The sequence below is a fragment of the Halomonas halocynthiae DSM 14573 genome (genome assembly GCF_000425725.1).
Taxonomy (GTDB): domain Bacteria; phylum Pseudomonadota; class Gammaproteobacteria; order Pseudomonadales; family Halomonadaceae; genus Halomonas; species Halomonas halocynthiae.
This window is the reverse complement of record NZ_KE384440.1, coordinates 97,496-118,259: the sequence shown is the minus strand read 5'-3', so window position 1 is coordinate 118,259 and position 20,764 is coordinate 97,496. Positions and strand designations below refer to the sequence as shown.

Sequence of the window (20,764 nt, the reverse complement as noted above, 5' to 3'; positions counted from 1 at the left end):
TGACTGGGGCTGGTGGGTTTAACCACTAACTCCGCGGAGTTTCATCGTTTTCACATAGCACATCCACTTGCTGAGCATGCGCTTGCACCTCGGCATCAACCTGCATCTGCCAATTGTTCGGCGCCCCGGCAGCAACTTTGCGCCGCTGGCGACCAAGATCCCTAAGGCTGCTGACCAGCATGGCAGAAACAATCAGGCTTCCCCCTAAAAAAGCCAGCGGCGGCGGCGTCTCACCTAACCACCACCAGACCAGCAGCGCCCCGACCACGGTTTCTAGCAACATGACCAAACTCACCTCAGCACCAGGCAAATAACGCGCGCCCGTCTGAATAAAAAAATAAGCTCCCGAAAGAAACGCCGCCAACAAGAGCAACCGGTTCATGTCATCTTCTGGCGGAAGCTGTATCCCGCCAAGAAAAATCGCGGGCACCAACATGGCTAGACAGCCCAGCGGCAAAATTACCGTAGTATCCACACCGCGAGAACGAACGCCCTTCTGGGCGCTCGCTACTGTCGTATTAACAGCAATAGCCACCGGCACCACGAGGGCAACGGCCAACCCCAGCAAACTCCCTTGCCCGACTTCACCAGCCGCCATTAATACTGCGCCACCGACACAGATAAAAATCACCACCCAGGTTTGGCGACGGATCCTCTGACCATACACCACCAACCCGATTATTCCGGCCACCAAAGGTGCCAGCGTCATCATCACTAGCACGTTACCGGCAGCGGTAAGCCGAGTCGCGATGACAAAAGCCCAAGCACTCGCAGCAAAAGCTAATGGACACCACCAAGCCGCGGGACCACAAGCACGAATAGCCTGGGGCAAATGCCGCCGATAACGCAGCAGTGCCACAGCCGACAATAAAATACCTAGCAACAGACCACGCCAGAACATGAACGTTGGCACGTCTACCTGGGTATCCTTGATCAGCAGGGCATCTGGCGAAAGCAGCAGTACACCAGCCATGGAAATCAAATAACCCCGCAGACGGAATGGCAACTGCTTCCACATGCCGCCTTACTCCTCTCATCACTAGTGCCGTGCCAACTGGCACAACCTGTCACTCAACTGAAATCAGGCAGGCCGAGAAAGCTCTCGACCTGCCTGATATACACTACCAATAAAAGTAGCCGTTCCCTATCTCAGCTCAGCGCTGAACCTGATGTCTTGCTTTCTAGATCAGGCTCTTTCACGGCGAGGAACTGGGCCGCTGTCATCACGACGACGACGCGGCGCACGCTCGGGCGCACGATCTTCACTGATTTCCAGCGCACGACCCGCAACGCGGGCACGAGCCATTTTTGTCAAAATGCTGGCCGGCAAGCTATTGGGCAGCTCAACCACCGAGAAACCATTGCGAATATCAATACGACCAATGCGATTCCCTTCGATACCGCCTTCATTCGCCAACGCACCTACCAATTGCCCCGGCTTAACCCCATCTTTATGGCCCACGGAAACACGGTAACGGGTCATCCCTTCGCTAGGCGCACGCTCTCGACGCGGGCCACGCTCGCTGCGGCCAGAGGCACGGTCGCTACTGTTGTTACGCTCTTTACACTGCGGCTGCAAACGGCCAATTGGTACCTCATCAGCACGCGCCATAGACGCGAAGACACAAGCCAGTTCTAGCGGGTCATGACCTTCTTCAACCAAGCGCTCAATCAGTGCCTGTTGCTCTTCCGCACCGCGCGTCAGCGAAGCGATGACACGCTGGTGGAACACTTCGTCACGGTGAGCGCGAATCGCAGCCTCGTCAGGCAGTTCCATATCCGCCATTTTCTGGCCATTGGCCTGCTCGAGCCAGCCCACTTTACGGCCTTCACGATTCCCAGCAAAAGTGATCGCAATACCATCACGGCCAGCACGGCCTGTGCGTCCGATACGGTGCGTGTATGCCTCAGCATCTTGGGGCAGATCATAGTTAATCACGTGAGTAATGCGCGGGACGTCCAAACCACGTGCAGCAACATCAGTAGCGATCAGCACATCAACCTTGCCACGCTTCAGGCGCGTAATCGTACGCTCACGCAAGCTTTGGTCCAGGTCGCCAGACAAACCCGCCGCATTGATGCCACGCGCCGTCAGCTGCTCGGTCAATGTGGTACACGCAGCACGAGTGCGAACAAACACAATTGCCGCATCAACAGGCTCAACTTCCAGGATGCGCGACAACGCTTCCAGCTTGGCACCGCCATCAACACGAACCCGACGCTGTTCAATGTTGTCACCGCTAGAGGCACGCGATTCGATAGCTACTTTGACAGGGTCGACCAAGTAGCGGTTAACGATACGCTCAATTTCACGTGGCAACGTTGCTGAGAAAAACACTCGCTGAGCATCTTTCGGGGTATCGGCAACGACACGTTTAACATCGTCGATGAAGCCCATGCGCAGCATTTCGTCAGCTTCATCAAGCACCAGCGCAGACAAGCCATCTAACTTGAGGCTTTTACGATCAAGGTGATCGATGATGCGGCCCGGCGTACCCACCACTACCTGCGCACCACGGCGCAGCGCCATCAGTTGCTCGCGATACTCCATACCACCACAGAGTACAGCAACTTCCAGCCCTTTAAGGTTCTGGCCATAGCGGGTGAATGACATGGCGACTTGCTGAGCCAGCTCACGAGTCGGTGCCATCACTAGCACTTGAGTAGCGCGACGATCAAGATCGAGGCGAGAAAGCAAAGGTAAAGCAAAAGCAGCGGTCTTACCGGTACCGGTCTGGGCTTGGCCCAGCATGTCGCGACCTTCCAGCAATGCTGGAATAGTCTGTGCCTGAATCGGCGATGGAGTCTTGTAGCCAAGAGTCTCGATGGCAGAATGAATAGCAGGCAACAGGGCCAGTTCACCGAAGCTCGGCGAGGCGACAGAAGTCGTGGTCATTAATCACACCTTGGTAGGCCGGTAGGACCGGCAAAAAACAGTATAGGCGTCCCCAGACGCGGCAATAACACGCAAGTCCTGCGCTAAGCAGAACGTCAGTAACGGAGTCGGGGACACCGGTCGCACCTAGCATGGGCTGCTGCTGTCGTATAAAAAACAAGCAACAACCTTCGTGGCGACCGTTTGCGCCGTATTTACCTGGGTGGAAAATACATATTCAGCGCGCCATCTACACACGTCAAACGCGATAGGCTACTCAGCCCAGCGTTACTGCGACTTCGCCACCTTACGCCGACTGATTACTGGCATATATACGGTGGGTCGCAGCGTCATGATGGTGGGGTCAACACATGCGAGGAGGTCGTATACTACCACCATAATACTGAGCTGGCTAGCGCTTGATTGTCGTCAGACGTTAAATACCTGCCGCCTATAATACATCCAGCCCATGGCAGCCACAGTGGGCACAGGGATCACTGGATACAAAACCAGTCTAGAAAAGAAACGTATCTTAGGGTAAGTTTCGCAAGCGTTTTACTCTCTTTTTTCTTTTTTATTTAATTTTACACGGTTAACTCGATGCGGATACTCAGCTCACTACCCCGCACGCACAAAATATTACTTTTACCTATTGCAACAATGGTTACTGTGCTGGGAGTGAATAAAATTATTGCCACTGTCAATGACATTGGCAATTACAAGCCCGTGCAGCGTACGGTACTTGTACCTTTGGATGCGAAAAGTCTGCCAAGCCTACCCTCCTTGCAGCTTGTCGCCTTACAGCAAAACAGCTCAGCAGATAGCTCTCCCCTTCCGCTGCACTATCTCAGCTATCCGATTAAAGACACGATAGAAACTGCGATACAGGCGTTGAACAGCTCATCCACACCGCTGCTGCCAACCTCTTCAGCAAGCAGCACAGCGATTGCGGCTACGACAGCAGCAACACCTGCACCGAGCAACCAAGCCGAGCCGAGCAGCGCCTTGCAATCAGGCGCAAAAACGAGCCAAGCAACGATAGACAACACGGCTCACCAAGTGGCAGTCAACGTCGTCGACCAATCCAGCCACCAGCCAACCATTCTTGATGCCACCTCCTATGAAGAGGTTAGCGACGAAGAGCTGGCGATATTCGGTGAAGACCAGATTATTGGCCCCGTGCTTCTCGAGCATGAAATTGCCGCAGATACGCCCTATATTCCCGAGTGGGAAACATACAGCGTCAAACGCGGCGACACCTTTACCAAACTGGCCGAACAAAACTTCTCCATGGGTTACAGCGATGTCGCCAACCTGCTCGCCAGCCTTCCTGATACCAAGGTATTCGACCGTTGGCGTGTCGGTGATCGCTTCGACTATCAGCTGGACGCTAGCGGCAAACTGATATCTCTGCGCATCATGGAAACCCCCCGCTCGGGCTACATGATCACACGCGACGCTGATAGCTTTAAAATGGCCACCATTGAGCGTGAAGGCGAAGCCACCCAACGCCTATACGCCGGCAAAATCAGTGGCAGCTTCACTCGCTCAGCACAAACTACCGGCCTGACTAGCACTGAAGTTTCTGAGCTATCACAGGTACTGGAAAAGAAAATCGATTTTCGTCGCGATACCCGTCGCGGAGACAACTTTCAAGTACTGGTCGAAACAGATTTGATCGATGGTCACTATCTTGACCCACGCATTCTTGCCGTCAATTATGATGGCGAACAGGCAAGCATCACACTGATTCGCAACCCTGACGACAACAAGTTCTACACCCCTGATGGTGAAAGCCTAGACCCAGCATTTGACCGCCGTCCATTTGATGGCAGCTACCGCCTAAGCTCTCACTTCAACCCCGCCAGACGCCACCCCGTCACTGGCCGAATCAGCCCCCACAAAGGCACCGACTTTGCTATGCCTGTCGGCACCAGCATCAACGCTCCTTCTGACGGCCGAGTGGTGAAAATAGGCAACCACCCCGCCGCTGGACGCTATATTGAAATCCTTCATGACAATGGCTATAAAACACGCTACCTGCACCTGTCACGAGCACTGGTCAAGAATAACCAGCGCGTCAGCATGGGAGAGCGTATCGCCCTTTCAGGCAACACAGGTCGCAGCACAGGCCCTCACTTGCACTACGAAGTCTTGGTCAACAACCGCCAAGTCAACGCCATGACCGTCCCCCTGCCAGAAAACCGCAGCCTAAGCGGCAGCACTCTGGTCGCCTTTCAAGCAACGGCTGAACCATTAGTTGCCACACTAGAAAGCGGAAAAACCGGCACTGTTGTGGCCAATAGAGCCAGCAAAAATAGCGACAACAGCGACGAAAGCTAACGCTGCGAAACGCTTTTGTTCTTTTCGCCTCCAGCAGCAAGCCTTGCTAGCATAAAGAAGCGCCCCACACGCATTGTGTGGGGCGCTTCTTTTATCGATGATAGAATCAAAAGCCTGACGCATACTGGACTACCGCAAGCAACACGTTTAACAACACCAGCGGCCATCCCAGGATAATTTAAGTCAATCCAGAAGAAGGAAAGTAACCATGACCATTGCCATTGGCGCGCACTTCCCCGCCCTAACCATCAAAACCAACGGCGAAGACGGCCCCGAAAATTTAGCGCTTGGCGATTTTCTCGCCGGCCGCCGCGTGGTGATTTTTGCTGTACCTGGCGCCTTCACTCCCGGCTGCTCTAACCACCACATGCCCGGCTTCGTCAAGCAGGCCAGCGCGCTAAAGGCGGCTGGTGTTGATGCCATTGCCTGCCTCGCAGTCAACGATGCCTTCGTCCTTAACGCCTGGCAAAAAGACCAAAGCGCCGATGAAATCATCATGCTGGCCGATGGCAACGCCGAACTGACTCGGGCACTGGGGCTAGACATGGACGCCAGCGCTGGCGGAATGGGCACACGCAGCAAGCGCTTTGCCATGATTATTGACGACGGCGTAGTCAGTTACCTCGGCATTGACACCCAGCGCGGCGTTATTGAAGACAGCAGCGCAGAAAAGGTACTAAAGCAGCTAACGCGCTGACCTAGCTAAAACATCACACGTTTAGCAAATATGTCCTTCCCTTTAATACTCCCATTGCTTACTACACCACAAACGCATCGAGATGACGCTAAACGCCCGCAGCACATAACCGAGGCCTTTCGCGTCGTCTAAGTAGGCCATCCAATTATTGAAGGGGCGGCTCATTTTGTGTGAGACATTTTTTCAAAACCATATAGGACGAAGTCGCTTGACAAACGCCATTTTTTACATTGTCTTGCCCAGCAACAAAATACTCTATATTACCAACTCAAAATAGCTAAAAAACTACCACTTATACAATTTTGAAATATTCTCGCAAACACTTATAGCAGAGTGGCTCAATTACTAAAGGCTTATAAGATTTGTCTGAATAAAAACCAGCACCAACAGCAATAAAAACAACGTTTCAGCTACCATTAAAATCACCGGCCTCCACCCCACCACAGCTAGCTTCTGGAACGAGGTTTTAATACCCAAAGCTGCAATCGCCGTTACAAGGCACCAGCGCGACAAATCAGTAAAACCCTCGGCTACCATCGGCGGAATCCATCCCAGGCTGTTGATGATTACCAGAACCACGAAGACCACCAGAAAGCTAGGTAGCATGGGGACCTTGCGATTACTTCCTTCCTCTTGGCGGTGCTGACGGAACAGGAACATGAATGCCATCACCGCCGGCACCAGCATGGCCACGCGCAGCAACTTGACGAAGGTCGAAACATCACCGGTATCCTGGGAGATCATGTAGCCAGCGCCCACCACTTGGGCCACGTCATGAATGGTGCCACCGAGAAAAATACCGGCTTCGGTATTGTTCAGGCCCAGGATTCCGACGATCAACGGATAGGTGATCATGGCCAGGGTAGACAACGTGGTAACGCCCACCACTGTCATGATGGTATTACGCTCATGAGTCGCGTGACGTGGCATCACCGCCGACAACGCCAACGCCGCCGACGCCCCGCAGATCGCCACCGAGCCACCAGTGAGTAGCCCCATATCTCGATCAAGCTTCAGCAGACGTGCCATTACCGCACCAAAAGCGATGGTGAAGGCAACTCCACAGATCACCGTCAACACCGGCCCGATACCAAGTTCGGCGACCTCCTCGATGGTGATCCGCACACCAAGCAAGGCCACGCCAAGACGCAAAATCGCCCGTGCCGAGAACTCAACACCTGCTAGGCAACGCCCCTCTTCGGAGAGAAAATGCAGGGTCATTCCGAACAGCAGGGCATAAAGCAGTGTTGGCCCTCCGTAGTGGTCGGCGATGAAGGTAGTTGCCAAGGCAATAGTAATACAGATCAGTACACCCGGCATTCTCTGCTGAAAGGCACTCACTAAGCGCGACGGGGAAAGCCTGGAGGCTTCGAAACTGGGCATGACAATTTCTCCCTCGGCAGTCTGGGCCAGACCAGATTGCCGCCTTTATCGACAGGGGTACCCAACAACCTGAGTGCCCCGCTTATTGTTAGAATCATCGGCTCGAATCGGCCTGAATCGTGACCGCACCCGCTTGATATTGCGCTCATGCGCGAACGGGATACACATGGTGGCCCTTAAAACGCATGCTGCCTCGAACACCCCGTCAGGGTTAGCACCAGTTACCCACCGAACTTGAGGCCAACGCCTAACTATCGGTCGGCGGCTCGCGAGGCGCCATATGTCATCTTGATCATGTCGGCGGCCTTCTCGGCAATCATGATGGTAGGCGCATTGGTATTACCGGAGACGATGACCGGCATAATTGAGGCATCGACTACGCGCACTCCCTCCAACCCATGTACACTCAACCGGTCATCCACCACCGCCAAGGGGTCACTCCCCATTTTGCATGTGCCCGCAGGATGATAGATGGTTTGACTATACTGGCGAGCGGCCTCGAGAAGTTCCTCGTCGCTCTGGTACTGGGTGCCGGGCACATACTCGTCGGTGATAACCTCGGCCAGCGGCCTCTGTGCGGCGATGCGCCGCGCAACCTTGATCGCATCCACCGCGACCCGACAGTCCTCCTCCTCGCTCAGGTAGTTCGGCTGAATTGAAGGATAGACGGCGGGATCGGGACTGGTGATACGAATTGCCCCGCGGCTCGCGGGACGCAGCTGGCAGACAGACGCGGTGAAAGCGGAGAATGGATGCACGCCTTCGGCAGGCTTATCGGCAGAAAGTGGCTGCATATGAAACTGGAGATCCGGACGTTCAAGGTCATCCCGCGACCGGGTAAAGACGCACACCTGGCTGGCGGCAAGAGTCAAAGGGCCGGTACGAGTCAGTGCATATTGAGTGCCCACCGCCAGTTTCTTGAGGGGATGACGCACCTCGTCATTCAGCGTCCTGCAGCGTGTCTTGAACACCAGCCGGATTTGCAGGTGGTCCTGGAGGTTCTCACCCACACCGGGCAGTTCATGGAGGCATTCAACCCCGACCTCGTTCAGGTGCTCACGGTTACCGATACCCGAGCACTGCAGTATCTGGGGAGAGCCAATGGCACCGCTGGACAACAGTACCTCATGATTGGCTCTCACCCGCTGCACCCGCTCTCCCTGACGGTACTCCACACCTATCACGCGCTTGCCTTCAAGCAGCAGCTGCTGGCAATGGGCCCGCTTGATGAGGGTCAGGTTGCTACGCTTGAGCGCCGGGCGCAGAAACGCCTTGGCCGTCGAGCAACGAAAGCCTTTATAGGACGTCTGCTGAAAGTAACCAACGCCTTCCTGAGTCGCGCCATTGACATCGGGATTTTCGGGAATACCAGCCGCCTTGGCCGCCTCGATAAAACGTTCGGCAATCTCACGGCGCAACCTGAGGTCCGAAACTTTCAAGGGGCCATCCGTACCATGATAAGCGTCGGCGCCACGCTCCTGGCACTCGGATTTTTTGAAATAGGGCAACACCGCATCGTAATTCCAGCCAGCGTTACCCGCCGCGGCCCAGTCATCATAGTCCTCACGCTGACCGCGGATATACAGCAATCCGTTCAAAGAACTCGACCCACCCAGGACCTTGCCACGGGGCCATTGCAGCTGACGTCCCTTGATGCCCTTATCCGAGTCGGTCATGTAGCACCAGTCGGTGGCCGGATTGTGCATGGTTTTGAAGTACCCTACCGGAACATGGATCCAAGGGTTCCAGTCGGCACCGCCGGCCTCCAGCAACAGCACCGACACCTCGGGGTCCTCACTGAGGCGGTTGGCGAGCACACAGCCTGCCGAGCCAGCACCGACGATCACGAAGTCGTAGGCGTCTTGCGTTGGAGTTGTTGATTTCATTGCAAATCACCATTTTATTGATACATTTTGTCTCAACAATAATGATAACAAATAAAATAAAGGTCAATGTTGATACAAAAAAAATCAATTTCTTGATCTGTGAAGAATCGCACTCTATGGTGAGTATGGCGGTTCACGGCAATCCCTGTTATCACGCCAGACCACACGCATCCCCAAAAGATCAACCACAAGATTCGGGAGCAACGCCACATGTCTCTAACTCAGTTCAACCGTTCCGGCCTCTCGCGGCGCGACTTTCTCAATATCTCCGGGCGCTTCGGTATGACCTCGACGCTGCTCGCCGCCGGAGGCCTCGGCGCCAGCCTCACCGTCAGCAACCTGGCTCGAGCCGCCGATTCCGAACAGCAACGTCGCTATCAGAGTGAGCCGAAGTTCCAGCTGCGTTTCGGTGCCTCAGGCTTCAATGCGCGCAACCTCGATCTCCAAAAGTCTGGGCAACTGTTCTTTGCACGCGATCTTGAGGAACGCACCAACGGCGCCATCCGAGTCGAGTTCATGGGCAGTAACGAGATCTGCAATCAGCTCGATTGCGTCAGCAAGGCTCAGCAAGGCATCGTCGACATCTTCTCCGCCTCCACCCAAAACTCGGCGGGTGGCGCGCCCTACCTGAACGTGCTGGATTTCGCCTACATGTTCCCGAGCGTCGCCTCAATGTTTCATTTCTTCTATGATCCCCGCAGCGAGGCACTACTGAGAGAGCCGCTACGCCAGCGCCACAATCTGCAGTTTCTCTTCACTCACTGCGACCTGCGCGGGCTCATGATGGGCCTCAACTGGGCCGATAAACCGCTGGTCACGAGCCTTGAACAGCTTCAAGGCACCAAGAACCGCGTCACCGGCACCCAGATGGGACGCATCGCCATGGAGCAGCTGGATCTGAACCCGGTACCGGTAGCCTGGGAAGAAACCCTCGACGGCCTGCGTCAGGGCCTGCTCGACGGCGCCGAGACCTGGATGAGTGCAGTCGCCTATGCCGGCATGGCTCCGGTCGTCTCTCAGGCGGTCGATCTACGCTTCTTCGCCGGTACCGAGCACACCGCAATGAACCTGTCCAAGTTCGAGAGCCTGGGCAGTGAGTTGCAGGAACAGGTAATGGAGTCGGCGTATGCCGCACAGATTTTCACCCAGGGCATGAACGAGGCCGGCCGCTACCAGATCGTCGGCGCCACCGAGCAACCGGCATCCGGTACCGTGTTTGCCGAGAACAATGTACGAGTCGCGCCGCTATCAGACGAAATTCGCGCCGAAGCAGAACGCCGGTGCGCTCCCGAGTTCAACCCCGGTCCCTGGGAGCAGTGGCGTGAGCGTCTCAATGCCTGGTCGGGCGGCATGGACATCTACCAAGAGATCCACACCATCGCCCGAGAGATTCCTCGAGACATAGCGGCAGTCAACGTAGCGCCTAAGCGCTGGTGGAGGGTGTAATGACTGCCCATGACTTCTCCGATACTCCACAGGGAGCGCCTGCGGGCGCCCCTCCCCACCGCCGACTGCCGGCTTGGCTAGTGCCATTGAAGTGGGTCGATGACCATTTGGAAAAGGTCATCATCTTGATCGCCTACAGCGGCATGGCGGGGGTTATCTTCGTCGAGGTCATCCGGCGCTTCTTTTTCAACCTGCAGGCTCCCTGGAGCACCAGCATTCCGGTACTGCTGTTCCTGTGGCTGACCTGGTTCGGTGCCTCGCTCAACGTCAAGCAACGCACTCATCTGTCACTCAATGAAATTCGCATGCGTCTGCCTTATATCGGCCAGTTTCTATGCCAGATTCTGGACGCCGTTCTATGGATCGCCTTCGGCGCTCTGGTGATCAACTTCACCATCGACCAGGTGCAGCTAGCGCATATGAACTTCGCCATCGTGCCCGGCACGAACAATGTCATGCAGTGGTGGTTCTACCTCGCCACCCCCCTGGCTTGGGTACTGATCATCATCCGCGTGCTACAGAACCTGTTTGTCGATGTGTGCCGCTTCAGGCGCCGCGATCCCTTCAACCTGCAACCCTCGATCATGGACTAGGAGATCTTGACATGACAGACGGAATCATGATCGGCCTGGTCACGGCCGGTTGCACCACTATCTTCCTGCTCGGCGTGCCGATATTTCTGGTCATTGGCCTGTGGACCGTCGGCACCAGCATGGTGATCGACTTCACTCTGGCCAACATCGGCGTCACCCTGTTCCAGGGCCTGAGCTTCTTTGGCCTGCTGGCCCTTCCCCTATTCATCCTAACCGGCGACTTGATAAACGCTGCCGGCATTGCCAAGCGTCTATCCGACTTCGCCTATTCGGTGCTTGGCTGGCTGCGTGGCGGGATGGGCATGGCCACGCTGGGTGCCTGCGGTCTGTTTGCCGCTATCTCCGGTTCCAATGCCGGCACTACCGCGACCATTGGCTCCATCATGCAGCCCGAAATGATCAAGAACGGCTACGATGAGCGATTCTCCGCTGCTACCGCCGCTTCGGGGGGCACCGTCGGCATCATCATCCCGCCAAGCATCATCTTCATTGTCTATGGCTTCATGATGAACCTGTCGATAAGTGACCTGTTCATTGCCGGCATGGTTCCCGGCGCCATGATGGTGTTCGGAATGATGGCGGCCTGTCATCTGGTGGCCAAACGCCATGGCTGGGGCACCCTGATTCCCTTCAAGATCGGGACCAGCGCCCGCTTCGCACGCCGTGCCTACCTGGGCTTTGCCACCATCGGCGTGGTGCTCTATGGAATTTACTCGGGTAAGTTCTCACCCACCGAAGCCGCCGCCATCACCGTGGGCTTCACCCTAGTGGCGGGCCTGCTCATCACCCGCGAGATCCGCTTCACTGCCTTGCCTAGCATCATGCTGCGCTCGGGACAGATCGCTGGCATGCTGGCGCCCCTGATCGCCATCTCGGTGGTCATGCAGCAGCTGTTATCGGTGTTAGGTGCAGGCCAGGCACTCGAGGAGATACTCAGCGGACTCGGCAACTACTATGTGATCCTCGGCGCCTGCATGCTGATGATCCTGATGGCGGGAATGATCTTGGAGAGCCTGCCTGTCACCATCATCCTGGCACCGATTCTCGCGCCCGTAGCCCAGAATGCGGGCGTCGACCCGGTTCACTTCGCGGTGATCTTCCTAGTGGGAGCCGCTATTGGCTTTGTCACGCCGCCTTTCGGCCTCAATCTCTATGTGGCCAGCAGCATTACGGGCATCCCCTACCTACGCCTGGTGAAGTTCGTGATTCCCTACTTCATCGCCCTGATCACCTGCTGGATTGCGATCTCCCTCTGGCCGGCACTATCTCTGGCCTTGGTTGGCTAACCTCGGTAAATGCAAATGCGGCAAGCCCCTTCGGGCTTGTCGCGTTATCATGCTCACTTACTGCCGCTTTCTGTCAACGAGGCTTAAATATGTCGACCGACAGCTCCACCTCACGTCGTAATACAACCAATTCTACTCTCCAGCGAGGCCTGTCACTGCTCGAGGCCATCTCCACGGCCCCTCACGGCATGAGTGCCACGGAGCTGGAACGTCACCTGGAGATTCCCAAACCGACTCTGCATCGCCTGCTCAAGCAACTCGAGGAGCAGGAGTTCGTGATACGCGACCTGGAAGGCCGCCACTTGCTGCCCGGCGGGCGTCTCCACCGCATCGCCATGGGGGTGCTCTCCAACGAGCGGCTGAAAGCTCCACGGCGAATCCTGCTCAAGCGCCTGGCCGATGAAATCGGCGAAACCTGCAACCTGACACTGCTCGACGGCCATGAGATCATGTACTACGAGCGTGTCGAGACCAACTGGCCGGTACGCATCCAACTGTCGCCCGGTTCCCACCTACCGATTCACTGCACTGCCAGCGGCAAGCTGTTCCTGGCGCTGATACCACCCCATCAGCGACGCTCACTCATCCAGCATCTGACATTGGATGCCCACACTCCTTACACCGCCACCACCGTCGACGACCTCGAGTCGCGCCTGGAGACGATTGTCGACCAGGAGCTAAGCACCGACGATGAAGAGTTCATTCAGGGCATGGTCGCCGTGGCAGTACCCGTCTATGACCAGGCAGGACGCATCCAGGCCTCGCTGGCCGTGCATGCCCCTTGCCTGCGCCACACTACCGAAAGCCTGAAGGAATGGGCGCCGCTGATGCGGCGTATTGCATCGGAACTTCAGGATACCCTATGGGCATAGCCGCTCCCTCAGCAATATGGGGCCAGGTACTCAACCAACGTACAGCCAATGACTTGGGCACTAAGTATCAAGGACTCCTAGGCACCACCACTACTGGAACCTTAGCCCGCTTAATCACTCCCTTGGTTACCTTACCCGCGTAGTTGGCAGAAAATCTGCGCTTGTTGGCGGCCATCACGATCATGTCAAAATTCCCCCGGCTGGCGAAATGGGAAATCACCGACGCCGGATAGCCCTCCAGCACGGTGCTGCTTATCTGACGATCGCAAAAGGTCTCATGCAGATCCGGATGGCGTTGCCAGAAGGTAGCGAGCTTGGCTTCCAGCTCACCTTGAGCCTGCACGGCACGCTGTTCCATTAACGTATTCAGTACGTCACGGTCGCGAATATTAACCTTCAGTGTATTTCTCATTTCATCGGGAAATGCCTTAACCGCATGCAGAATATGCAACTCGGCCTGTGTGGCCAGTGCCAGGAACACTGCCTGGTGCAACACGTAGTCGCTATCCGCGCGTAAGCCCACGCAGCACAGGATGCGTTCGATACCATGACTCATGCTTCCTCCTCGGCCGCCACCGGCATCGTGACCCAGTAGCGGCTCATCGTGGACTGATCAGTAACCCAGTAGACTGGGTAACCACAGTGATATCTGCGGGAAATAGGCAATGATAAAGAGGGCCACGACCGAAGCACCGGCAAAGGGCAGCGCCTTGAGCGATATCTCCTCGATCGACGCTCCTCCAATACCCGAAGCGACGAACAGGTTCTCACCCAGTGGCGGCGTCTGAAAGCCAATCGCCAGGGCACAGACCACCACGATTCCCACATGCACCGGGTCCATCCCGAGCATGTACATGATGGGCAGCAGCACCGGCGTCAGAATCATGATCGCCGCCAGCGTTTCCATGAACATGCCCACAAACAGCAGGAAAAAGATGACCATGCCCCAGATAAGGTAGATATTGTCAGTAAAGCTCAGCATCCCCTCAGCAATATAGGCTGGCACCCGCTGCTCTACCAACAGACGCCCGAATACGGTAGCCGTGAACAGTATCAGCAACACACGACCGGTGATCCAGGTAGTGGTCTCCAGAGTCCGGAGTGCAGGCCTCCACGCCAGCTCCTTGTGCAGGAAGATCCCGACAATCAGCGTGTAAGCAATCGCGACCACGGCCGACTCGGTCGGCGTAAACAGGCCGGTGTAGATGCCACCCAGGATGATGATCGGAGCCAGCATCGACCATATACCCTTGCGCAGGGTGCTGCGTACCTGAGACCACGACCAGTGATCCGTCAATCCACGATAGCCACGCTTACGTGAAATAAAATAGTTGATACTCAAGAGACAGCCGGCAATCACCACGCCAGGCAGAATGCCAGCGATGAACAGCTTGGGAATAGAGAGTGTCTGAAAGACGCCATGCTCAGCGACAGCCTCCGGCGGTGGCTGCAGGCCCATCCCCGATATACCGAAGATCACCATGGGGATCGAGGGGGGTATCACAACACCCAAGCCACCCGAGGAGGCAGTGATGGCCGAGGCGTATCCTCGATCATAGCCACGATTGGCCATGGCCGGAATCATCAGCATGCCTACCGCAGCGGTAGTGGCGGGGCCGGAGCCTGAGATCGCACCGAAGAACATGCAGGCAAACACCGTAGCCGCAGCCAGCCCGCCGGTCACTGGGCCAGCAAAGGCCTCGGCAATATCTACTAGCCGCTTGGAGATTCCCGCGGCCTCCATCAATGCCCCGGCAAGAATAAACGCCGGCAAAGCCATCAACGGAAAGGCCCCTACCGAGGTGAAAGCGATCTGTACAAACGCCATGGGGTTTTCCCCAAGGCTGATATAGGTCGCCAGTGCCGCGACACCCAGGGAGACAGTGATCGGGGCACCTAGGATCAGCAGCAGAAAGAAGACCCCAAACAGGACATAAATAATCGTCGTATCCATTCCTATTTCTCCCGACCTTCCGGTACATCTTGTACTTCATTACCGGTACTTTTGAGTTTTTCGACTTCCTTGGACTCGGGGTCGACGACATCTACCTTCTTGACAAACTTTAGATAGTTATTTTGAAGAATACGGATGGTCATGGCAGCAAAGGCGACTGGAAGAATTAGATAAAAATACTTCATCGGAACGCCCAGGGTCTGAGACTTCCAGAACAGATTCATTTTGTTGAAGACGAAGTCATAGCTCATATAAATAAATACAGCATTGAATCCAATCCAAATCAGGTCAGTCAAGAGACCGCAAACTTTCTCCACCCAGCGTGGAAGAAACTTGAACTGGAATGTCACACGGTTGTGTGCCGACATCTTGGTGGCATATACCGCACCAAGATAGGCAAACCAAACAAAAGCATATGTCGCCAATTCATCACCCCATGGCAACGAGTAACTGAACAGGTTGCGCAAAAGGATCTGTGCGAAAAGCAACGCCACGAAAGATATCAGGAGAAACTGACAGAGATAGTTCTCCAGATTATCGATTATCTTGAGACAGTGTTTCATTAAGCTGACCCCCTGAGGCGAGAACTTTCTAGGAACAACCCTACCCCAGATCACGATCGGAGTAGGGGGCGTTTCACGCCGTCATGACAAAGCCAGGATCACTGCTCCGGAGCGGACTCACGACCCAGTGTCGCGAGCACCTCATCCAACTTTTCCTTGCCGCCAATGCTGTCGTAGAAATCGGGCCAGATACCAGTAGCAAGCTCGATCCACTCCTGTTCGTCGTTGGCAGGCTCAACGATCTTCATGCCGTGCTCTTCTACCAGGCTCTCCTTGATGGCTTCTTCACGTTCCACCAGGTAGTTGTAGCTATGCTCGGTAGCTTCTTTACCGGCCTCAAGTACAGCCATTTGAAGCTCTGGGCTCAGACTCTGGAACTGTCCCTCGCCGATGATCAACGGCTCCAGCGAGAAAACGTAACAGCTGTCGGTGACATACTCCTGTACCTCATAGAACTTCATAGCATCGATGGTGATATAGGGGTTATCCTGACCATCGACCACGCCCTGCTGCAGGGCGGTGAAGGTTTCCGACCACGCCAACGGGTTAGGATTGACTCCCCAGGACTGGTAGGCAGAAATCATGATCTCATTCTTGGGTACCCGAATAACTAGGCCATCGAGATCGGCAGGCTCCGCCACCGGACGAGCGGAGTTGGTCAGACGACGGCAGCCGGAATAGGCCCAACCGAGAAGGCGCACCCCAGCATCTCGAATGGTATTCTCCGCCAGCTCTTCGCCAATCTCTCCCTGAGTCAACGTCTTAGCGTCCTCGAGCCCTTGGATAACATAGGGCAGTGTCAGCACTCCCACGGTCGGCGAGAACGGAGTGATATTGTTGATAGCGACGATCGACAGGTCCAGCAAGCCCATGCTGGCGTTGTTTACGGTGTCCTGCTCGCTGCCCAACTGGCCGTTGGGGAAGAGATCGACGGTCACATCGCCACCGGTTTTCTCTTCGATCAACTCTGCAAAGGCTTTGCCAAGCTCGTACTGGGTACCGCCGGCGGCGTCGCCGACTGCCATTTTCCAAGTCTCGGCCAGCGCGTTACCGCTCAACGCAAGGCTAACCGCAGATACCGCCATGGGAAGGACCAGTTTTTGAATATGCATGAAAAACTCCAATTTTATTATTGTCTTTGATGACAGGAAAGGCTGTTTTTAAAAAGCCAGTTCAACAAGCTTTTTTAAAAATATAAGGCTTACCAACTTCCTACTTTTTGTTTTTACGCACTTAGTAAGTTACGAACTAGTACCAATATCACCCAACCCTTTGGTCCAGTTGCAACTGACAAACTTAATATATCATTTAAAATCAAACACCTAAATATCTTACGCTATTGGGCGCCCCCTGATGCCGGCACTATACCCTGTGCAGCTATGGAGATCAGGGGGAGCACCTCTCCTTGAACAAAAAAATTGATGAAACACCACCCGAGAGCCCTTAAGCATGGCGACAGTACTATGTTCGCTGGAAAGCTCACGACCCCAACGGATGTTAACGATTCCGCGCATTTTGGCTGATTTTATCTGAAGCGTTGCGATACAAAAGTGCAGACACTGGTAATACCTACAGTTTACCTGTGTTTTTTACGCCTGAATGATGTGTTTCATGCCTTTCAATAAAACGCATCGGTAAGTAAGATAGCAAAGCCTTGGCTGTAGACAGGCCGCACATGGTCGAACGTCCACCCCATCAACCCTTCTTAATTCCGACGTTGGATAGAATCGATATTTTCAGATGGGCTTAGCCATGGATACTGAACGCACCACTCACTGCATAGGTAGCCAACAAAAAAGGAAGCGAGACTAGGGTTGTCCTTGCGGACAACACGCTATCCCTCCCCACTCGGAAGATATGGGGCTTCTCGCGCAAAAAGTTGATGGGCGAGTTGCTTTTTCACCTAGACTCAAGTCTACCGACAAGCTTACAGCGTCAGCTCAGAGAGCAAATGGCTCGAGCCATCCTCAATGGCCACCTGCCGCTGGAGCAAGCTCTCCCTTCAAGCCGGAAGCTAGCCAAGGACCTGCACGTAGCTCGCAACACGGTAATGCTAGCCTATGAGCAGCTGCTTGATGACGGCTACCTGATCGCCAAGGAGCGTAGCGGCTACTTCGTCAACCCCGAGATTCTCAAGGGCCGCGCCGAAAAACCCGTACGCCTCAACGATATAGATGCCGACCGTCTGCCCTGGGAGGAGCTTTTGACCATGCTCCCCTCCCAGCAGAAAACCATCAACAAGCCCAATGACTGGCCCAGCTATGACTATCCGTTCCTGTACGGCCAGATTGACCCTGATCTATTCCCTACCCAGCGCTGGCGTGAATGTAGCCGCGACTCGATGAGTGTACCGGCCATCCGCAACTGGGCCGTGGATCATCTTAACAACGATGACCCAATGCTGATCGAGCAAATCCACCAGCGTCTGCTCCCTCGTCGCGGAGTCTGGGCCAAGCCCGAGGAGATTCTGGTGACCGTTGGCGCCCAGCAAGCACTGTGGATCACCTGCATGCTAATGCTTAAGGCCGGACGCCGATTCGGCATGGAAAACCCTGGCTACGTTGATGTTTACAACACCGCGCGCACCTTTACGGATGATATTCTACTGCTGCCGGTCGATGAGCAGGGGATGCAGCTGGAGGCCGATATCACAAGCTGCCAGCTTGTCTATACCACGCCCAGTCATCAGTCACCAACCACGGTCACCATGCCCCTGAAACGTCGTCGTAAGCTGCTGGACATGGCCGAAATACATAACTTTCTGATAATCGAAGACGACTACGAAAGCGAAACCAACTATCTGGAAAGTCCTACACCGGCACTCAAGAGCCTGGACCGTCACAAACGAGTCATCTATGTAGGCAGCCTCTCCAAGACTCTGGCCCCCGGGCTACGTCTCGGCTACATGGTGGGCCACCCCACCTTGATTCGCGAAGCTCGAGCACTGAGACGCCTGATGCTGCGGCACCCGCCAACCAACAACCAACGTGCCGTGGCACTGTTTCTCGACCGCGGCTATCACGACGCCTTGCTACGCCAGATGCATCAGGCGTACCACAGACGCTGGCAATTGATGAGAGATGCTCTCGCTCATTACATGCCACACGCCGCGCTGCCTCCCACCTACGGTGGCTCCTGTTTCTGGATCAAGGGGCCTAAGGGTCTCGATTGCCAAAAGCTCAGGCGCCTAGCCGCCGAGCAAAGCATTCTGATCGAGTGCGGCGACATCCACTTCTTCGACTCTCCACGCCGAGAGTACTTCCGGCTCGGTTTTTCGGCGATTGCCGACAATCGCATAGAAGAGGGAATCGCACGCCTCGCGGCTCTGATTCCTCAAGCGGTCCACACACACTAACAGCTACATCTGCTCACCGACCATATCATTCCCAGTAGACAAGCTCTGGAGCCGATGACCCTGCCGCTAGTTCCGAAGGCCAAGTACTACTAGAAAGGGCGGACTTTCAGAACACTACAAAATGAGCAATCACGCTGATGATCGGCAAGCTGACGAGAGTTCTAAGCAGAAAAATCTTGACCAGATCCATGAACCCAAGCGGAATCTTGACCTTGAGTATCAATACCCCCACCTCGGACATGTAGATGAGCTGGGTGATTGAGACAGCGATAATCACGAAACGTGTCAGCTCACTTTCAATACCAGCGGCCACTACCGCCGGCAGAAACATCTCCGCAAACCCAAGCAACAGCGCCGGCGCGGCCTTGCCAGCTTCAGGAATCTGAAGCAGCTCAAGAAGCGGAATAAAAGGGTAAGACAACCAGGTCATGAAGGGCGTAAACTCCGCAACGACCAGTCCGGCAGTGGCGATAACCATCAGCGGCGGCATCAAGCCAAACCAGATATCACAAACATTCTTCAGCGCGGACTGCAGAAGGCCCTTAAGGCTCGGAGCCTGCTCGGCTTTCTCCACGGCCTGATGCAGTCCCCAGGCTAAGAGCGAGACCTCCTTGGGCACGTCTTCATTCAATGCATTACCTTCCGGGGGGTAGTAGCTATGGGGAATTCGTGACAAAGGAGGCAGCCTCGGCACGATGATAGCTGTCACGATACCGGCAACCACGACCGTCATGTAGAATTGAATAAAGAGATGCCCCAACCCCACAAACTGCGCTATCACTAATGTGAATGGTACCGACACAATAGAGAAATTAGTCGCGATCACCGCGGCATCCCGAGCCGAATAGTAACCACGCTCATACTGCTGCGAGGTAATCAAGACACCTACTGCCGCAGAAGACAGCCAAGATGCCGTGGCATCAACGGAGGCTCGTCCGGGGATACAGAATAGTTTCCTGAAAATATTTCGAAACAGCGTGCCAACCAACTCCATCAGACCGTAATCCGTCAGCAGCGGCAGCAGTAAGGCGGCAAACAGAAAGATGGTTACAATCGCCGTGGCCAGATCCCGCAGCACAATCATCCCCGTGCGTTCTGACCAGACCCACTCGGGACCTACCTGAAAATAAACCATCAGCCCGATAGCCAGCCCCAGAACACGCAACAACAGCCAGGGAAAACTCACGGAAAACAACTCAGCAGTAAACGACCCCTGCCGAAGCAGACGCGGAGCCAGTAAGGTGAAGAAACAGGTCGCCAGCGCCGATACGCCGATAATCGCGAGTACGATCAACATCATGTAATCGGCGAGCTCGGACTTGAGCCAGTCAGACAGGACCGCCATCAGGATGGTGATCTGGCCATTGTATTCTATGGGCACAAGAAAAGCCCCGACGCCGACCAAGGACGGCAACAAAAATCTCAGAACGGATTTCGTACTTGGCCGACTCTCTTTGCTACTCTTTCTAAGTTCCATAGCTTACTCCATTATTATACTTTTCATTACTATT

General features: G+C 55.1%; 16 protein-coding genes. 7 read left to right on the top strand and 9 right to left on the bottom strand.

From position 1 onward, the window contains the following. Positions 1–25 precede the first annotated feature (25 nt). Both H616_RS14660 and H616_RS0109650 read right to left on the bottom strand, forming a co-directional pair. The gene (locus H616_RS14660) at positions 26–1,018 is read right to left on the bottom strand and encodes a DMT family transporter (RefSeq protein WP_084155834.1); all 993 of its coding nucleotides are present in this window, start codon (positions 1,016–1,018) and stop codon (positions 26–28) included. A 168-nt stretch (positions 1,019–1,186) separates the two neighbouring features. Beyond that, entirely contained in the window at positions 1,187–2,896 is a 1,710-nt protein-coding gene (locus H616_RS0109650) for a DEAD/DEAH box helicase (protein ID WP_027967185.1), read from the bottom strand. 657 nt (positions 2,897–3,553) lie between these two features. Between H616_RS0109650 and H616_RS0109645 the strand changes: the two genes are divergently transcribed. Together H616_RS0109645 and H616_RS0109640 are read left to right on the top strand one after the other, a co-directional pair. Continuing rightward, positions 3,554–5,218, top strand: coding sequence for a peptidoglycan DD-metalloendopeptidase family protein (locus H616_RS0109645; protein WP_338035752.1), 1,665 nt, complete (start codon positions 3,554–3,556; stop codon positions 5,216–5,218). 208 nt (positions 5,219–5,426) lie between these two features. Then, positions 5,427–5,915, top strand: coding sequence for a peroxiredoxin (locus H616_RS0109640; RefSeq protein ID WP_027967183.1), 489 nt, complete (start codon positions 5,427–5,429; stop codon positions 5,913–5,915). Positions 5,916–6,260: 345 nt separating this feature from the next. Here the strand turns inward: H616_RS0109640 and H616_RS0109635 are convergent, their stop codons facing one another. Continuing rightward, entirely contained in the window at positions 6,261–7,298 is a 1,038-nt protein-coding gene (locus H616_RS0109635; protein ID WP_027967182.1) for a YeiH family protein, read from the bottom strand. Between the two features lie 251 nt (positions 7,299–7,549). Further along, entirely contained in the window at positions 7,550–9,184 is a 1,635-nt protein-coding gene (locus H616_RS14655; protein WP_035572979.1) for a GMC family oxidoreductase, read from the bottom strand. A 210-nt stretch (positions 9,185–9,394) separates the two neighbouring features. On the opposite strand from H616_RS14655, the gene H616_RS0109625 reads away from it, so the two are divergent. The 4 genes from H616_RS0109625 (at position 9,395) to H616_RS0109610 (ending at position 13,381) form a co-directional block, all read left to right on the top strand. Further along, the gene (locus H616_RS0109625) at positions 9,395–10,630 is read left to right on the top strand and encodes a TRAP transporter substrate-binding protein (protein ID WP_027967181.1); all 1,236 of its coding nucleotides are present in this window, start codon (positions 9,395–9,397) and stop codon (positions 10,628–10,630) included. Further along, positions 10,630–11,223: a TRAP transporter small permease gene (locus H616_RS0109620; RefSeq protein ID WP_084155832.1), complete on the top strand. Its 594-nt coding sequence runs from the start codon at positions 10,630–10,632 to the stop codon at positions 11,221–11,223. The genes H616_RS0109625 and H616_RS0109620 overlap by 1 nt, the downstream gene beginning before the upstream one ends. Before the next feature lie 11 nt (positions 11,224–11,234). Further along, a complete protein-coding gene (locus H616_RS0109615) occupies positions 11,235–12,509 on the top strand; it encodes a TRAP transporter large permease (RefSeq protein ID WP_027967179.1) in 1,275 nt (424 codons plus the stop codon). Between the two features lie 89 nt (positions 12,510–12,598). Then, on the top strand, positions 12,599–13,381 hold the full coding sequence (locus H616_RS0109610; protein ID WP_051234179.1) for an IclR family transcriptional regulator: 783 nt from the start codon (positions 12,599–12,601) through the stop codon (positions 13,379–13,381). A 67-nt stretch (positions 13,382–13,448) separates the two neighbouring features. Here H616_RS0109610 and H616_RS0109605 read toward each other — a convergent pair whose 3' ends face one another. The 4 genes from H616_RS0109605 to H616_RS0109590 all read right to left on the bottom strand — a co-directional run bounded on the left by H616_RS0109605 (position 13,449) and on the right by H616_RS0109590 (position 17,010). Then, positions 13,449–13,937, bottom strand: coding sequence for a universal stress protein (locus tag H616_RS0109605; protein ID WP_027967177.1), 489 nt, complete (start codon positions 13,935–13,937; stop codon positions 13,449–13,451). A 57-nt stretch (positions 13,938–13,994) separates the two neighbouring features. Then, positions 13,995–15,335: a TRAP transporter large permease gene (locus H616_RS0109600; protein WP_027967176.1), complete on the bottom strand. Its 1,341-nt coding sequence runs from the start codon at positions 15,333–15,335 to the stop codon at positions 13,995–13,997. 2 nt (positions 15,336–15,337) lie between these two features. Next, entirely contained in the window at positions 15,338–15,829 is a 492-nt protein-coding gene (locus H616_RS0109595; RefSeq protein ID WP_240470574.1) for a TRAP transporter small permease, read from the bottom strand. 167 nt (positions 15,830–15,996) lie between these two features. Further along, positions 15,997–17,010: a TRAP transporter substrate-binding protein gene (locus tag H616_RS0109590; protein WP_027967174.1), complete on the bottom strand. Its 1,014-nt coding sequence runs from the start codon at positions 17,008–17,010 to the stop codon at positions 15,997–15,999. Between the two features lie 770 nt (positions 17,011–17,780). On the opposite strand from H616_RS0109590, the gene pdxR reads away from it, so the two are divergent. Next, on the top strand, positions 17,781–19,253 hold the full coding sequence (gene pdxR, locus H616_RS0109585) for a MocR-like pyridoxine biosynthesis transcription factor PdxR (protein ID WP_027967173.1): 1,473 nt from the start codon (positions 17,781–17,783) through the stop codon (positions 19,251–19,253). A 106-nt stretch (positions 19,254–19,359) separates the two neighbouring features. Here pdxR and H616_RS0109580 read toward each other — a convergent pair whose 3' ends face one another. Next, entirely contained in the window at positions 19,360–20,730 is a 1,371-nt protein-coding gene (locus H616_RS0109580) for a YjiH family protein (protein WP_027967172.1), read from the bottom strand. Positions 20,731–20,764 lie beyond the last annotated feature (34 nt).

What these genes read in the sequence shown, in the direction of transcription:
- H616_RS0109620 (WP_084155832.1), top strand. Translation starts at nt 10,630, where the DNA reads ATGACTGCCCATGACTTCTCCGATACTCCACAGGGAGCGCCTGCGGGC.
- pdxR (WP_027967173.1), top strand. Translation starts at nt 17,781, where the DNA reads ATGGGCGAGTTGCTTTTTCACCTAGACTCAAGTCTACCGACAAGCTTA.
- H616_RS0109600 (WP_027967176.1), bottom strand. Translation starts at nt 15,335, where the DNA reads ATGGATACGACGATTATTTATGTCCTGTTTGGGGTCTTCTTTCTGCTG.
- H616_RS0109640 (WP_027967183.1), top strand. Translation starts at nt 5,427, where the DNA reads ATGACCATTGCCATTGGCGCGCACTTCCCCGCCCTAACCATCAAAACC.
- H616_RS0109590 (WP_027967174.1), bottom strand. Translation starts at nt 17,010, where the DNA reads ATGCATATTCAAAAACTGGTCCTTCCCATGGCGGTATCTGCGGTTAGC.
- H616_RS0109580 (WP_027967172.1), bottom strand. Translation starts at nt 20,730, where the DNA reads ATGGAACTTAGAAAGAGTAGCAAAGAGAGTCGGCCAAGTACGAAATCC.
- H616_RS0109635 (WP_027967182.1), bottom strand. Translation starts at nt 7,298, where the DNA reads ATGCCCAGTTTCGAAGCCTCCAGGCTTTCCCCGTCGCGCTTAGTGAGT.
- H616_RS14660 (WP_084155834.1), bottom strand. Translation starts at nt 1,018, where the DNA reads ATGTGGAAGCAGTTGCCATTCCGTCTGCGGGGTTATTTGATTTCCATG.
- H616_RS0109605 (WP_027967177.1), bottom strand. Translation starts at nt 13,937, where the DNA reads ATGAGTCATGGTATCGAACGCATCCTGTGCTGCGTGGGCTTACGCGCG.
- H616_RS0109615 (WP_027967179.1), top strand. Translation starts at nt 11,235, where the DNA reads ATGACAGACGGAATCATGATCGGCCTGGTCACGGCCGGTTGCACCACT.
- H616_RS0109610 (WP_051234179.1), top strand. Translation starts at nt 12,599, where the DNA reads ATGTCGACCGACAGCTCCACCTCACGTCGTAATACAACCAATTCTACT.
- H616_RS0109650 (WP_027967185.1), bottom strand. Translation starts at nt 2,896, where the DNA reads ATGACCACGACTTCTGTCGCCTCGCCGAGCTTCGGTGAACTGGCCCTG.
- H616_RS0109625 (WP_027967181.1), top strand. Translation starts at nt 9,395, where the DNA reads ATGTCTCTAACTCAGTTCAACCGTTCCGGCCTCTCGCGGCGCGACTTT.
- H616_RS14655 (WP_035572979.1), bottom strand. Translation starts at nt 9,184, where the DNA reads ATGAAATCAACAACTCCAACGCAAGACGCCTACGACTTCGTGATCGTC.